Origin of the sequence: Klenkia soli (genome assembly GCF_900103975.1) — a bacterium.
GTDB classification, from domain to species: Bacteria; Actinomycetota; Actinomycetes; order Mycobacteriales; family Geodermatophilaceae; genus Klenkia; species Klenkia soli.
Genome location: NZ_FNIR01000002.1, coordinates 102,603 through 117,848, shown reverse-complemented (window position 1 = coordinate 117,848; position 15,246 = coordinate 102,603). Strand labels below are relative to the sequence as shown.

Annotated in this window: 12 protein-coding genes; 2 read left to right on the top strand and 10 right to left on the bottom strand. The window is 75.4% G+C overall.

The window, feature by feature from the left end:
• Nucleotides 1–51: 51 nt before the first annotated feature.
• Complete coding sequence (locus BLS67_RS03430; RefSeq protein ID WP_165617455.1) at nt 52–732, top strand: DUF4232 domain-containing protein; 681 nt, start codon at nt 52–54, stop codon at nt 730–732.
• Here the strand turns inward: BLS67_RS03430 and BLS67_RS03425 are convergent.
• Genes BLS67_RS03425 through BLS67_RS03405 form a run of 5 tightly spaced genes read right to left on the bottom strand, consistent with a single transcriptional unit; the run spans nt 717 to nt 6,050 of the window.
• Nucleotides 717–1,637, bottom strand: a complete 921-nt coding sequence (locus BLS67_RS03425; protein ID WP_091239785.1) for a sensor histidine kinase — start codon at nt 1,635–1,637, stop codon at nt 717–719. The genes BLS67_RS03430 and BLS67_RS03425 overlap by 16 nt on opposite strands.
• Complete coding sequence (locus BLS67_RS03420) at nt 1,637–2,344, bottom strand: response regulator transcription factor (RefSeq protein ID WP_091239782.1); 708 nt, start codon at nt 2,342–2,344, stop codon at nt 1,637–1,639. The genes BLS67_RS03425 and BLS67_RS03420 overlap by 1 nt, the downstream gene beginning before the upstream one ends.
• Before the next feature lie 38 nt (nt 2,345–2,382).
• The gene (locus BLS67_RS23645) at nt 2,383–4,212 is read right to left on the bottom strand and encodes an AAA family ATPase (RefSeq protein ID WP_165617454.1); all 1,830 of its coding nucleotides are present in this window, start codon (nt 4,210–4,212) and stop codon (nt 2,383–2,385) included.
• 30 nt (nt 4,213–4,242) lie between these two features.
• Nucleotides 4,243–4,731 carry an MOSC domain-containing protein gene (locus BLS67_RS03410; protein ID WP_242653796.1) on the bottom strand — a complete coding sequence of 163 codons (489 nt, stop codon included), beginning with the start codon at nt 4,729–4,731 and terminating at the stop codon, nt 4,243–4,245.
• A gap of 59 nt (nt 4,732–4,790) precedes the next feature.
• Nucleotides 4,791–6,050: an HNH endonuclease signature motif containing protein gene (locus BLS67_RS03405; protein ID WP_091239778.1), complete on the bottom strand. Its 1,260-nt coding sequence runs from the start codon at nt 6,048–6,050 to the stop codon at nt 4,791–4,793.
• 525 nt (nt 6,051–6,575) lie between these two features.
• Between BLS67_RS03405 and BLS67_RS03400 the strand changes: the two genes are divergently transcribed.
• Entirely contained in the window at nt 6,576–9,137 is a 2,562-nt protein-coding gene (locus BLS67_RS03400) for a SpoIIE family protein phosphatase (protein ID WP_091239774.1), read from the top strand.
• Here the strand turns inward: BLS67_RS03400 and helR are convergent.
• The 5 genes from helR to BLS67_RS03375 form a co-directional block, all read right to left on the bottom strand.
• Nucleotides 9,127–11,247 (bottom strand): RNA polymerase recycling motor ATPase HelR, encoded by a 2,121-nt coding sequence (helR, locus tag BLS67_RS03395; protein WP_091239772.1) that lies wholly within the window; start codon nt 11,245–11,247, stop codon nt 9,127–9,129. The two genes, BLS67_RS03400 and helR, sit on opposite strands and share 11 nt — an antisense overlap.
• Nucleotides 11,248–11,319: 72 nt before the next feature.
• Entirely contained in the window at nt 11,320–11,889 is a 570-nt protein-coding gene (locus BLS67_RS03390; protein ID WP_091239769.1) for a GNAT family N-acetyltransferase, read from the bottom strand.
• A 52-nt stretch (nt 11,890–11,941) separates the two neighbouring features.
• Nucleotides 11,942–13,063, bottom strand: coding sequence for an XdhC family protein (locus tag BLS67_RS03385; RefSeq protein ID WP_091239764.1), 1,122 nt, complete (start codon nt 13,061–13,063; stop codon nt 11,942–11,944).
• A gap of 77 nt (nt 13,064–13,140) precedes the next feature.
• Entirely contained in the window at nt 13,141–14,283 is a 1,143-nt protein-coding gene (locus tag BLS67_RS03380; RefSeq protein WP_091239759.1) for a vWA domain-containing protein, read from the bottom strand.
• Entirely contained in the window at nt 14,280–15,185 is a 906-nt protein-coding gene (locus tag BLS67_RS03375; protein WP_091239756.1) for an AAA family ATPase, read from the bottom strand. The genes BLS67_RS03380 and BLS67_RS03375 overlap by 4 nt, the downstream gene beginning before the upstream one ends.
• Nucleotides 15,186–15,246 lie beyond the last annotated feature (61 nt).

Sequence of the window (15,246 nt, the reverse complement as noted above, 5' to 3'; positions counted from 1 at the left end):
GTGACGTCCGTGCAGGTGAGGACGACGGTTGCGCGGGGCAACATGGTGGTCATGACGAACCTGACGAAGCGGTTGGCCCTGCCCGTGCTGCTCGCCGGTGGACTCGCGCTGAGCGCCTGCTCCTTCACCGGTGGCACCGAGGACGCCGCGGGCCCCGCCACCACGACCACGCCGTCGGCCACCACGAGCTCGGCGACGACCTCCCCGGCCAGCACCACGGTGCCGGCGGCGGCGACCTCCGCCGCGTCGGGCGGGACCCCTGCCCCCGAGTCCGCCGACCCCGAGCCGACCACCGCCGGGGGGCCGGACCGCTGCCACACCAGCGAGCTCACGGGCTCGCTCTCCCAGGGCGACAGCGCGGCCGGGAACCGGTACGCCACGCTGACCCTGACGAACACCGGCGGCGAGGTCTGCACCGTCTACGGCTACGGCGGCCTCGGCCTGGTGGGCCAGGGCGGCAGCGTGGTGCCCAGCCGCCAGTCGCGGGTGGCCGGCCCGGACGGCTCCGGCGGCAGCCGCACGACCCTGCAGCCCGGCCAGGCGGTGGCGGCCACCCTGCACTGGACGGTGGTCGCGACCGGTCCCGAACCGACCACCGGTGACTGCGAGGCGACCCCGGCGGTGCTCACGGTGATCCCGCCCAACGAGACCGACAGCCTCTCGGTGACGTGGACCTACGGCCCCGTCTGCGACATGGGCCTCATCGAGCAGACCCCCTACGCGGCGGCCTGAACGGGGAGCTCGACGCGCACGACGGTGCCTGCGCCGACGCGGCTGTCGGCGTGCACGCGGCCGCCGTGCCGCTCGACCACGGCCCGGACCAGCGGCAGCCCGAGGCCGCTGCCCGGGACCGACCGGGCCGAGGGCGAACGGTACATCTCCTCCCACACCTGGGGCAGCTCGTCGGGCGGGATGCCCTGACCGGTGTCGGCCACCTCCACGACCACGGAGCCGGCCGACTCCCGGGCCCGCACCTCGACCCGGCCGCCGGGCGGGGTGTACTTCAGCGCGTTGTCCAGCAGGTTGGCCACGGCCAGGGAGAGCAGGTCGGCGTCCCCCGGCACCGGCGGCAGCGGCCACGGCGCACGTGGCAGGTCCAGCACCAGGTCGCGCTCGGCCGCGCCGGGCAGGTCCCGGGCGACGTCGACCATCTCCTCGATGAGGTCGGTCAGGTCCACCGGACGACGGTCGAGGTGCGCGCTCTCGATGTCGGCGATCTTGCGCAGGTCGGTGGTCAGCCGGCTCAGCCTCAGCACCTGCTCCTCGATGGTGCCCACCGCGGCGGCCTGGGAGGGGTCCGAGCCCGCGGCGACGTTGGCCGTCGCCGCACGCATCGCCGTCAGCGGGTTCTTCAGCTCGTGGTCCAGGCGGGACAGCAGCAGCCGGCGGTCCTGCGCGGCCGACGCCGACACCGCGGCCAGCCGGCGCCGCCAGCGCCGGTCGCGCCCGCCGGCCACCAGCAGGCCGAGGACGGCGACCACCGTGACCGCCACCCCGGCGGCCAGGGCCCAGTCCCCCGGCAGCGCGCTGAGGAACAAGCGGTCACCCGGCAGCCGGCCCGAGCGGCCCAGCACGGCCAGCACCACCCCGGCCACCAGCGGCAGCAGGGCGAGCGACCAGCTCGCGACCCGGCGCATCAGCCGGCCTCGACCGGGCCGACGAAGCGGTAGCCCTCGCCGGGCACGGTGACCACCAGCTGCGGGTCGGCCGAGTCGACCTCCACCACCCGGCGCAGCTCGGCGACCCGGGTGTCGACCGTGCGGGTGCTGGTGTGGAACGACCAGCCCCAGACCTCCTCGAGCAGCCGCTCGCGGGACACCGTCTCACCGGGGTGGCTCATCAGGTAGGCCAGCAGGGTGGTGGCCCGCGGGGTCAGCACCACCTCGGCGCCGTCCCGGAGCACCCGTTGCGAGGTGCGGTCCACGACCAACCGGCCGCTGCGCAGCCGGTCGGCACCGGCCAGCGACGGACCGGACGGCGGGGCACCCCGGCGCAGCACCGCCCGGATCCGGGCGACCAGCTCGTGCGGGTCGAAGGGCTTGTTGAGGTAGTCGTCCGCGCCTTCCTCGAGCGCCATCGCCCGCTCGCCGGACTCGCCGATCTGGGTCAGCAGGATGATCGGCACGGTCCCGCCGCTCTGCCGCACCTCCCGCAGCACCGAGCGTCCGTCCCGGCCGGGCATGAGCACGTCGAGCACCACCAGGTCGGGCGCGGCGTCGGCGATCCGCGCGAGGGCGGTGTCGCCGTCCCCGGCCACCACCACCTCGAAGCCGGACCGCACCAGGAACGGCTGCAGGTTGTCGGTGATCGCCGTCTCGTCGTCGACGAGCAGGATGGTGGACACGGTGTCCGATTCTCACCCCGCCGGCCCGGCCCGGCCGGTCAGCCCAGCAGCCGGGTGAGCGCCGGGCCGGTGTCGGTCACCGTGCGCACCATCTCGGCCCGCCCGGCGCCGCGGGCCGCCAGCGCGCGGGCGGCGTCCTCGGCCTCCTCGGTGGGCAGCGGGCAGAGCACGTGCAGCGTGTCGATGCCGGTCAGCGCCGACTCGGGCGGGGCGCCGGCGGTGTGCAGGCAGTCCGACAGGAGGACGACGACCCGCTCGTCCACCACGGCCGGGGCCAGCTGCAGCCGGGCGGCCCGCAGCGCGCCGGCCAGGTCGGTCATCCCGTGGCCGCGCAGCGAGACCAGGCGGCCGACCAGCTCCTCGGGGGGTACCCGGCGGCCCAGCGGCTGCAGCTCGGTGACGTCGCCGGCGAAGCTGAGCACGCTGGTGGTCAGCTTCTCGTCCGCGGCCAGCACCACCCCGGCGGCGGCCACCGCGGCGATGGCCACGCCGAGGCCCTGCATCGAGCCCGACGCGTCGACCACCAGGCAGACGGCCCGGCGGTGCCCGGTCCAGGTGCGGGTGACCAGGTCCTCGGCGGCCGGCGGCCACTGCCCGGTCCACCGGTCGAGGGTGCGGTCCAGGTCGAGGTCGCCGTCGGCCCGCCGGTTGGGCACCAGCCGGCGGGTGCCGCGCGAGCGCGTCGTCCCCACGCGGGCGACCTGCACGAAGACCCGGCGCGCGAGCCGGTGCGCGGCGGCCCGCAGCTCGCGGTCGGTGGCCCGGCCCAGGTCGGCCAGCAGGGCGGCGGCCTCGTCGGGGCGCTCGGCGAGCAGGGCGGAGAAGGCGCCCTCGTCGAGCTCGCCGACCTCGGGGCTGACCTGGTCGAACTGCTCGTGCTGGCGCCGCAGCTGCTGGCGCGGGGTGGACCGGGAGCGCTGGGCGTTCTTGCGGTCGCGGCTCGACGAGCTCGGGGAGTCGGGGCCCGCAGGCTGCTGCGCCTGCGGGCCCTCAGCTTTTCCCGGGTCGCGCTCCTCGTCCTCCTGCTCCTCGGGGGGTGGGGCGTCGGCCGGCCAGAGGTCGTCCAGGATCTGGTCGAGCACCGCCTCGGGGGTGCGGTCGACGCCGTCCACGACCTTGACCCGGCCCGACAGCGCCGCATGCAGGGCGTCGCGCACCGTGCCGCGCCCGTCCACGAGCTCCTCGCCGCGCATGCGCAGCAGGCCGTCGAGCAGGAGCACCAGGTCGTTGGCCCCGCGGACGGAGGACCCGGTGCGCAGGTCGCGGTGCTCGCGGGTGGCCCGCACGAGGGCCACGGCCAGGACGACCAGCCGGGGGTCGGCCCCGGTCACCTGGCTGACGATGGCGCGCTCGGCGTCGGCGTCCTGGTAGCCGAGCACCACCCGGCACATGCGGTCGGCGATGGCCTGCCCGACCCGGGCGGTGCCGATCGCGTCGAAGGGGTTCATCGCCGCGATCAGCCGGAACCCGGCGGCCGCGCGCACCCGACCCAGCCGGGGGACGGCGATCTCGCCCTCGGTGAGCACGGTGATGAGGACGTTGAGGGTCTCCTCGGGGATGCGGTTGAGCTCCTCGAGGTAGAGCAGGCCCGAGCCGCGCATGGCGGTGAGCAGCGGGCCGTCGGTGAAGCTCGTCGGCACGTACCCGTCGGTCATGACCGCGGACGGGTCGTACTGGCCGACCAGCCGGGCCGGGGTCAGCTCGGCGTTGCCCTCGACGAAGACCACCTCGGTGCCGACGTCGGCGGCGATGGAGCGCAGCAGCGTCGACTTGCCGGTGCCCGGTGGGCCCTCGAGCACCACGTGCCGGTCGGTCTGCAGCGCGACGGTGAGCACCTCGCGCTCCCGGCGCAGCCCGATGACGTCCATGGCCGGATCCTGCCTGGGCCGTGTCAGCGGTCACACGCCGGGTGTCAGCGTGGTCGGTCCCAGGCGCAGGACGCCGTCGCTCAGCGGGCGGCACCGCACGCCGCCGCGACCCCGCATCCCGCGGTGGGCGCCGGGCGCCAGGACGACGTCCATCCAGCGGCACGGGTTGGCCGCCCGGCCGCCGAGCAGGGTGACCCCGCCCAGGGTGAAGGTGTGGCCGCGCAGCGCCTCGACGTCGGCCCCGCGGAGGACGACGTTGCGCCGGGCCAGCAGCGGGTCGAACGGCGGCACCCCGAGCTCGGCAGCCAGGGCCTCCAGCGACTCGATCGCCAGCACGGTGACGGCGGCGTCGCGGTGGGCCGGCCTGCCTGCGTACCGGTCGCCGACGACGCCGAACCCGCCGCGCACGACCAGCTCGCTGCGCCGGTCGGCCTCCTGCTCGGGGACCTCGGTACCCGGCCGACCGTCGTACCGGTGCTGCGGCGACGCCATCAACGCGACGATCTCGACCTCGGGCACACCCCCATCCTCCGCAACCACGGAGGTCCCGACGACAGGCAGCCAGCGGCCCCGACCGGTCACGCAGGTGCCGCTGCCGGTGGGTAGCCGGTGATGATCTCGGTGCCGTTCTCGCGGAAGGTGCGCCAGCGTCTCTCGTCGGGGTCCCACCGCACGGCGTAGCCGTGGTGGACCTGGGTGTGGTGCCGTTCGCAGAGCAGGGCGGTGTTCTCGACCGATGTGTCGCCGTGGTCGGCGATCCACTCGGCGACGTGGTGGGCGTCGCACCACCAGGTGGGTGCCGAGCAGCCGGTGAACACGCAGCCGCCGTCACGGGCCTCGGCGGCCCGGCGGATGTGGGCGGGGACGAGGCGTTGGGCGCGGCCGATGTTCAGCGGCACGCCGTCGGGGCCGAAGAGGATGCGGGTGATGATCGAGTCGCAGACGATCTGGCGGGCGATGTCGTTGGAGACCTGCTGCCCGGAGCCCAGGCGCGCGGCGCCGGCCACGGTCTCGGTGTCGAGGAGGTCCTCGGCTGCGATGGTGGCCGCGATGTGGGCATGGCTCTTGCGCAGCATCGGCGTGGTGGCCGAGGCGAGGGCGTTGTCGGACAGCTGCACCAACGCATCACCCATCTGCTGGGCGTGGGACCGGTCGTCATCGGCGCACCGGCCGGCCTGCTGGAACGCGGTGACGGCGGTCGCGAGCTTCTCGTAGCCCACGGCGTCGAGCCGGCCGTGGAAGGTGCCACCCCCGTTCGGGGACGGTGACATGTGGAACTCGCGCTGCTTGGTGGGGTCGGGTTCGGGGCCGTCGGGATCGATCCAGTCCAGGGCCCGCTTGACCATCGCCGGCAGCGCGTCAGGACTCTGCCCGGTGGCACAGCCCAGCAGGGTCGCGTCCAGGCCGTCCTCGCCGTGCACGTCGACACCCAGCTCGGTGGCGGTGGCGAGTCGGGCGGGGGTGGCGACCCTGGCCACGGTGGCGGTCTGGTCGGGGGTCACCCGGCCCTCGCGGGCGGCGGTGTCCCACCGGGGCAGCTGCTCCAGGGGGCGCCCCGCGCGCACGACCCGGGCCGCGGTCGCGGGGCTGATGTTGAGGTGGCCCGGCAGCCAGGCGCGCATGGTCTTGTGACCGTCGAACTCCGCCGCCTGCGCGCACTCCGCGGCCCGCACGGCATGGGCCAGGGCGGTGTCCACGACGTTGGCCAGCTGCGCCAACCCGCGCACCCGGGCCAGCAGCGCCGGTGCCACGACGGCCGGCCCACCCAGGGGCATCTCTGCGTCGACCAGGCCGAGTGCAGCTGTCAATACGGCGGCGACGTCCACGGGAACGGTCATCGACAGCTGACGAGCAGCCTCCCGCTCCGCGGTGCGAGCCGCCCGGCCCGTCTCCGCTCGCTTCGGCGCGGCCTGCTCCTCGGCCTCTCGGGTTGCGGCGACCTCTGCATCCAGAGCCGCCCACCCCTCACCAGCCGAGCCCGAGGTGCCGAACGCGCCGGCATAGTCACCCACCCTCGACCACCTCCGTCCACTCGAACACCTGATCGAAGACTACCTGCTCCACCCATCGCTCGCAACGAGAAAGGCCAGGTCATACCGACGATCGGCCCGCTCCGCGCAACTCCGCGCGACGGTGGTGCCGGGCGCGGACCAGACGGGTGACGGGTCGGCGTCCTCGTCCCGATGTCGTGAGGGGCGGATGCACGTGGGTGGCGGAGCACGGGCGCACCCCGTGACGCAGGTGAGACCCGTGTGGGGCAGTTCCCGTACGGGATGCACCTGCCCCGGGGCCGCACGACGTACCATCCCCGAGCCCCTGACTCGCGTCCGCCCGTCGGGTCCACTGAGCGGGACGGAGGCAGCATGACCGGCTCGCTGCCTGCGTCCACCCCCCTGCCGGCCGCGTCGGACCCGGCCTTCGAGCGGTTCGCCCGGCTGGTCCGCGCGACGCTGGGCGTGCCGGTCGCGCTGGTCACGCTGGTGTCGGCCGACGAGCAGGTCTTCCCCGGCTCGCTGGGGCTGCCCGAGCCGTGGCAGACCGACCGCAGCACGCCGCTGAGCCACTCGTTCTGCCAGCACGTGGTCACCTCCGCGCAGCCGCTGGTCATCACCGACGCCCGCGAGCACCCGTTGGTCAAGGACAACCTGGCCATCCCCGACCTGGGCGTCGTGGCCTACGCGGGCATGCCGCTGGTCGCCGAGGACGGCACCGTCGTGGGCTCGCTGTGCGCGATCGACGGCGAGCCGCACGAGTGGACCAGCACCGACCTCGACGTGCTGCGCGACCTCGCCGACGCCTGCAGCTCGGAGCTGCAGCTGCGCAGCACCCAGCAGCGCACCGGCGAGATGCGCACCCGGCACGACGCCGACCGGACCCGGTGGGCCCTGGCCATGGACGCCGGTCAGGTGGGCAGCTTCGACTGGCACCTGCCCGCCGACGAGCTGACGTGGGACCAGCGCCTGCTCGACATCTTCGGCCTGACCGAGGACACCTTCGACGGCAACATCGCCGCCTTCAACAAGGCCGTGCTGCCCGCGGACGCCGAGCGGGTCGCGCACGCCATCCAGCGGGCCATCGACACCCTGGGCATCTACGAGGCGGAGTACCGGATCGTGCTGCCCGACGGCCGCACGCGCTGGGTGCAGGCCCGCGGGCAGGCGCTGCCCGACGCGTCCGGCACGGCGGAGCGGCTGATCGGCGTCGCCTACGACACCACCGCCGTGCACGACGGCGAGGCCCGCACCGGCCGGGTGCTCGAGGCCATGCCCACCGGGTACCTCTCGATGGACCACGAGTGGCGGTTCACGGTCATCAACACCGCCGCCGAGAGCCTGCTCGGGCAGAGCCGCGACGAGCTGCTGGGTCGCAGCATCTTCGAGGCCTTCCCCCACAACGTCGGCAGCGACTTCGAGCGGAGCTACCGGACGGCGGTCGCGACCGGCCTGCCGCAGACCGTCCAGGCCTACTACCCGGCCCCGTTGGACGCCTACTACGAGGTCCTGTGCTGGCCCTCCCCCGACGGGCTGTCGCTGTTCTTCACCGACACCACGCAGCGCACGCTGACCACCCGGCGTGCCGAGGCGTCCAGTGCACGGTTGGCCCTGCTGGCCTCGGTCAACCGCTCGCTGGTCGACGCCGCCGACGTCCCGGTGACCGTCGCCGAGCTGCCCCGCCTGCTCGTCCCCACCCTGGCCGACGGCTGCGTCGTCACCCTGCTGGCCGACGACGGCCGGCCCCGCGACGTCGGCTCCTGGCACGCCGACCCCGAGAAGCGTCCGCTGCTGGAGCGCTACACCCGCACCCGCATCGCCGCGCAGTCGCTGACCTCCCCGCTGGCCCGGGCGCTGACCACCGGTGAGCCGGTGCACCACGACGCGGCCGAGGTCCGCGACACGCTGCCCGCCGGCGAGACCCGCGACCTGCTCGACGCGTTGGACTCCCCCACGTCCCTGGTGCTCCCGATCCGCGGCCGCGACCGGGTGCGGGGGGCGGTCACCCTCTTCTCGGGGCCCACCCGGGCCCGCGACCTGGACGACGAGTCGACCGCCCGGGACGTCGTCGACCGGGTCGGGCTGGCCCTGGACAACGCCGCCCTGCTGGCCAGCCAGTCCCAGGTCGCCGAGGGCCTGCAGCGCAGCCTGCTCACCGACCCCCCGGCGCCCAACCACTCCGAGATCGTCGTGCGCTACATCCCGGCCACCGAGTCGGCCAAGGTCGGCGGCGACTGGTACGACGCGTTCCTGCAGCCCAGCGGCACGACGATGCTGGTGATCGGCGACGTCGTGGGCCACGACATCGAGGCCGCCGCCGCCATGGGCCAGCTGCGCGGCCTGCTGCGCGGCATCGCCGCCTACAGCGACGCCGGGCCGGCCGAGGTGCTGCGCGGGCTGGACGCCGCCATGGAGGTGCTGCAGGTCCCCACCCTGGCCACCGCGGCGGTCGCCCGGTTCGAGCAGACGCCCGACGAGCTGCGCCGCGGGGTCACCCGCATGGTGTGGTCCAACGCCGGCCACCTGCCCCCGGTCGTCGTCCACCCCGACGGCAGCCTCGCCGTCCTGGCCGACTGGCGCGGCAACCTGCTGCTGGGCGTCGACCCGACCACCCGGCGCACCGAGCAGGTCATCACCCTCGACCGGGGGTCGACCATCCTGCTGTTCACCGACGGCCTCGTCGAGCGTCGGGCCAGCACCCTCGACGACGACATGGCCCGCCTGCAGGAGGCCGTCGTGGACCTCGCCGGGGGCACCCTCGAGGAGCTCTGCGACGGCCTGGTCTCGCGGTTGGTCGACGGCCGCAACGACGACGACATCGCCCTGGTCGCCGTCCGGCTGCACCGGCAGGACCAGCCCCGCCCGCCGGAGGCCGGCCCCACCCAGGTGCCGCCCGGCCTGCCGCCCGACCCCGCGGCGACGCTCACGTCGTGAGCACGACCAGCTCCGCGGTCGCCCGGGTCATCGCCACGTAGCGGTCCACCGCGCCCTCGACCCCGTCGCCGAGCGCGGCCGGGTCGACCAGCACGACCAGGTCGAACTCCAGGCCCTTGGCCAGCACCGGGCTCAGCGCCCGCACCCGCGGCGAGTCCACCGGCGCGGGTGCCCCGACCACGCAGGCGACGCCGTCGGCGTGGGCGGCCAGCCAGCCGGTGAGCACGTCGGGCAGCGACGACGCCGGCCCGTACCGCACCGGCACCCCCGAGGCGCGGATCGACGTCGGCACGTTGGCGTCGGGCACCGCGGCCCGGATCTCCGGCTCGGCGACCGCCATGACCTCCGACGGCGTGCGGTAGTTGACCCCCAGCGTCGCCAGCCGGGCGCCGGGCAGCCCCACCCGGGCCAGCCGGTCGACCCAGGACTCGCGGAAGCCGTGCCGGGCCTGCGCACGGTCGCCGACGACGGTGAGGCTGCGGGACGGGCACCGGGCCAGCAGCATCGCCCACTCGGCGTCGCTGAGCTCCTGCGCCTCGTCGACCACGACGTGCGCGAACGGGCCGGCCAGCCGGTCGGGGTCGGCGGCGTCCCACCCGCCGGGGTCGACCAGGGCGTCGCGCAGGTCGGCCTGCCGGAGGCTGTGCATCAGCTTCAGCTCGGAGTCGTCGGCGGCGATCAGGTCGGCCACGACGTCGTCCATCCGGGCGCGCTGGGCGGCGGTCTCGGCCTCGGTCGCCCGGCGCCGGCGGGACGCCGCCGGGTCGCCCACCCGCCGCCGGGCGGCGTCCAGCAGGGGCAGGTCGGCCGTCGTCCAGGCGCGCGGGTCGGTCCGCTGCAGCGCCCGGACGTCGTCCGCGGTCAGCCCCGGGGCGCAGCGGCGCAGCAGGGCCGGCACCGACCACAGGTCGGCGACGACGTCGGCGGCGTCCAGCAGCGGCCAGGCCACGTCGAAGGCCCGCACCAGGTCGGCGTCCTGGGCCAGCCAGCGGCGCAGCCGGTCCGGCTCGGCCTCCTCCAGACGGTCGGCCACGAGCAGGACCAGTTCGTCCCACACCTCGTCGCGGGCGTCGTCGTGCGGCGTCCCGGGGTCGACCACGCCGAACGCCTCGGCCCACTCGGCGCGGCCCAGCCGGACCTCGCCCCAGGGGGTGTCCAGCACGGTGGCGGTCCGCGGCGGCTCCTCGGAGAACGCGACCACGGCCTCCACCACGGCCTCGACGTCCAGCCCGGCCTTGAGCGCGGCCACCACGGCGTCGGTCTCCACGCCGGCCGCCCTCCCCTCGGGCACCAGATCGCGCAGGGTCGCCGTCCGCACGCCATCCTCGCCCAGGCTGGGCAGCACGTCGGCGGTGTAGGCCAGGTAGGGCTCGTGCGGCCCGACCACCAGCACGCCGCCGCGGTGCTGCCCCACCTGCGGGTCGGCGTGCAGCAGGTAGGCCGTGCGGTGCAGCGCGACGACGGTCTTGCCGGTGCCGGGGCCGCCGTCGACCACCAGCGGTCCGGCGGCGGAGGCCCGCACGACCGCGTCCTGGTCGGCGGCGATGGTGCCCAGCACGTCACGCATCTGCGCCGACCGGGCCCCGGCGAGCGTGGCGAGGAAGGCGGAGTGGTCGTCGAGGGCGGCGTTGTCCGCCAGCCCGTCGTCGGTGAAGACCTCGTCCCAGAAGTCGGTGACCTGACCGCGGGTCCACCGGTACCGACGGCGGCTGACCAGCCCCATCGGGTCGGCGTGGCTCGCGGCGAAGAACGGCTCGGCGGCCGGTGAGCGCCAGTCGACCAGCAGCCGCTCGCCCCCCGCGCCGGTCAGCCCGAGCCGGCCGACGTGCACCACCGCGTCGGGGGTCACGATGCGGCCCAGGCAGAGGTCCACGCCGTAGCGGCGCAGGGTGCGCAGCCGCGCGGTGAGCCGGTGCACCTCCTGGTCGCGCTCGAGGACCGCCGTCCCGTGCCGGACGGGCGCGGCGCGCTCGGCGGACAGCCGCCGCTCGAGGTCGGCGACCTGCTCGGCGAGGCAGGCGGCGAGGGTGTCGAAGAACTGCTCGTCGTCGGCGACGAGGGCCGGGGCGGCCTTGGCGGAGCGGCTGGCGGGGAGGGCGAAGTGCGGCACGGCGGAGCATGCTCCGCCGTCACGGGGGTCTTGCCGCAAGCCCCACCAGCGGTTATACCTTGAAGTGGGAGATCAGAACTCGTACCGCACGACCACCCGGCGCAGCGACGGCACGTGCGCGACCCGGTACCCGGCGTCGAGGAAGACCTGCAGCTCACCGACGTGCAGCTCCCCCCACGGCACGTCCTTGCCCCCGGGCGCCGGCTTCATCGGGTAGGCCTCGACGACACCGGCGCCGGCGTCCCGGGCCAGGGGCACCGTGCCGGCCGCCAGCGCCCGCATCACGCCCTGCCGCCGGTGGCCGGCCCGGGTCACGAAGCAGGTGACCGCCCAGACCCGGGGGTCCTGCGGGTCCTCCTGCCGGCCGCTCCAGGTGGTCTTGCGCAGGTACCCGAGGTCGGCCCGCGGCGCCACCGCGCACCAGCCGACCGGCTCGCCGTCGTCGTGGGCCAGCAGCCCGTACCCCTCGGCGACCTGGTCGCGCAGCAGCTCGCGCCGGCCGGCGACGTCGTCGGAGTGCTGGTCGTACCAGCCCAGCCGGTACCCCTGGCACTGGCAGCGCGCGGCCTGCCCGCGGGTGCCGAGGACGGTCTGGACGTCGTCGAAGGACGCCGCGTCGACGGCCCGCACGGTCAGCGCCATGCCGCACGCTAGCCCCTCGGCTCCCGGGAACCGCGGTTCCCGGGACAGGGGGTCAGCGGTCGGCGGTGGCGTGGATGGGGCCCGCGGCGCCGGTCAGCCGCTCGCCCGAGCCACCCCAGCGGCCGGCGATGATCTCGGCGGCGATCGAGATGGCGGTCTCCTCGGGCGTGCGGGCGCCGAGGTCCAGGCCGATCGGGGAGGACAGCTTCGCGAGCTGCGCGTCGGTCAGCCCGGCCTCGCGCAGCCGCTCGAGCCGCTCGTCGTGGGTGCGCCGCGACCCCATGGCGCCGACGTAGGCGACGTCCAGGTCGAGCGCCACCTCCAGCAGCGGGACGTCGAACTTGGGGTCGTGGGTGAGCACGCACAGCACGGTGCGCTCGTCGATGCGCCCGGCGTCGACCTCGGTCTGCAGGTAGCTGTGCGGCCACTCGACGACCACCTCGTGCGCGTCGGGGAACCGGCGTGCGGTGGCGAACACCGGGCGGGCGTCGCAGACGGTGACCCGGTAGCCCAGGAACGCCCCGACCCGGGCGACGGCGGCGGCGAAGTCGATCGCGCCGAACACGACCATGCGGGCCGGTGGGGCGAAGCTGGACACGAACAGCGTCAGGTCGTCGCCGCGGCGCTCGCCGTCGTGCCCGAAGCCCAGGGTGGCGGTGCGCCCGGCGGCGAGCATGCCGCGGGTGTCGGCCGCGACGGCGTCGTCCAGGCGCTGCGAGCCCAGGGTGCCCGACGTCCGGTCGTTCCAGACCACCAGCCGGTGGCCCAGCCGGTCGTCGGCGCCCTTGACCACGGTGACGACGGCGACCGGCTCGTGCCGGCCGACGCTCTCGGCCACCTCGCCCAGCTCGGGGAAGGACTCGCGGGAGATCGACTCAACATAGACGTCGAGGATCCCGCCGCAGGTCAGCCCGACGGCGAACGCGTCGTCGTCGCTGACGCCGTAGCGCTCCAGCGTCGGCGACCCCGAGGCGACGACGTCCTTGGCCTCCTCGTAGACCGCGCCCTCGACGCAGCCGCCGGACACGCTGCCCACCGCGGTGCCGTCGGGGCCGACGAGCATCGAGGCCCCCGCCGGCCGCGGCGCCGACCGCCACGTGGCCACGACGGTGCCCATGCCGACGGTCTCCCCCGCCTGCCACCACCCGACCAGGTCCTCCAAGACGTCACGCATCGTCAGATCCCTCTCGTTGTTCGGCCTCGGTCAGGGGCCCGCCGCGAGCCTGCGAGTGGTGGGGGGACCGAGGTCCTTCAGGCACGTTCGATCACTCCTGCCAGTTCCTCGAAGGCGGCCAGGCTGTGCCCGGCGACGAAGTGGTCAACAGCGGGCAGGGCCGCCTGCATCCCGCCGGTCAGCGGCTCGTAGCCGGCCCGGCCCTTGTGCGGGTTCACCCACACCACGCTGTGCGCCAGGCGGTGCAGCCGGGCCATCTGCTCGCCCAGCAGCTCGGTGCCCCCGCGCTCCCACCCGTCGCTGCACAGCACGACGACCGCGCCGCGGGCGGTGCCGCGCTGGCCCCACCGGTCCAGGAACGCCTTGAGCACCTCGCCGATGCGGGTGCCACCCGACCAGTCGGGGATGGCGTGCCCGCTGGCGGCCAGCGCCTTGTCCGGGTCGCGCAGCCGCATCTCCCGGGTGACCCGGGTCAGCCGGGTGCCTATGGTGAACACCTCGGTGGCCGCGGGCCGGGCCCGCACGGCGGCGTGCGCGAACCGCAGCAGCGCGTCGGCGTAGGGGCTCATCGAGCCCGAGACGTCGACCAGCAGCACCACCCGCCGCGGCCGGGGCCGGGGCCGTCGTCGCCGCAGCCGGGTGATCTCGCCGCCGTCGTGCAGGGCGTGCCGGATGGTGCGGGCCATGTCGACCCCGCCGTGCCGGTCGGGGCGGCGCCGGCGGGAGGGCCGCATCGGGGCCGCCGGCACGAGCAGGGCGAACAGCCGGCGCAGCTGGTCGCGCTCGGCGACGGTGAGGTCGGCGACGTCCCGGCTGCGCAGCACCTCGGCCTCGCTGGCCGCGGCCTTCAGGTCCGGTGCCTCCTCCGACTCCTCGCCCGACCCCTCGGACGCGCTCAACGGTGCGGACTCGGCCAGCCGTTGCTCGTGCTGGGCGCTCGTCCGGCTCTTCCGGGGCGCCTCGCCGGCGAAGTAGGCGGCGAACGCGGCGTCGTAGCGGTCGAGGTCGTCGGGGCTGCCGCACAGCGTGAGCCGCCCGGCCCAGTACACGTCGGTGGGATCGAGGACGTCGAGGTGGCCGACGGCGGCCAGCATGGCCTCGACCCGGTCCGGCGAGGCGGCCACGCCGGCGTGCCGCAGGGTGCGGGCGAAGCCGAGCACCACCTCGACGACGTCCCGCTGGCGGCGCTCGACGGTGAGCCCGAAGGCGAGCTCCGTCATCCGAAGAGCGCACCCCGGGTGAGGGCGTGCACGCGGTCGGTGTCCTCGCGGTACTTCAGCACCGCGCCGAGGGTGCGGGCGGCGGTGTCGGGGTCGAGCTCACGGGCGCCGAGGGTGTGCAGCGCGGTGGCCCAGTCCATGGCCTCGGCGATGCCGGGGGGCTTGAGCAGGTCCAGGCTGCGCAGCTTCGCGGTTGCCCGCGCCACCTGGCGGGCGAGGGTCTCGGTCACCTCGGGCAGCCGGCTGCGCAGGATGGCGACCTCGCGCTCGAAGTCGGGGTGCTCGAGCCAGTGGTAGAGGCAGCGGCGCTTGAGCGCGTCGTGCACCTCGCGGGTGCGGTTGGAGGTGAGCACGACCAGCGGGGGGACGGCGGCCCGCACCGTGCCCAGCTCGGGGATGGAGATGGTGAAGTCGCTGAGCAGCTCGAGCAGGAAGGCCTCGAACTCGTCGTCGGCGCGGTCGATCTCGTCGACCAGCAGCACGCTCGGGGAGTCCTCGAGGGCCTGCAGCAACGGGCGGGCCAGCAGGAACCGGCGGTCGTAGAGGCCGGCCTCGAGCGCGGCGGTGTCGCCGCCGGAGCCGGCGGCCTCGGCGGCGCGCAGGTGCAGCAGCTGGCGGCCGAAGTCCCAGTCGTAGAGCGCCTGGCTGGCCTCGAGGCCCTCGTAGCACTGCAGCCGGTACATCGGCCGGCCGGTCACCTCGGCCAGCGCGTGCGCCAGCGCGGTCTTGCCCACCCCGGCCTCGCCCTCGAGGAACAGCGGGCGGTGCATCGCCAGCGCCAGGTAGGCCGCGGTGGCCAGCCCCTCGTCGGGCAGGTAGCCGGTCGCCCGCAGCGACTCGGCCAGGGCATCCGGGTCGGCCGGCGCGGCCGCGGACGGCGGGGTGGCTGTGGGCTGGCTCACCGGCCCACCTTCGCACGCGTGCGACGACGCCGCGTTGCAACGGCGTTGCACGCCTCTCCCC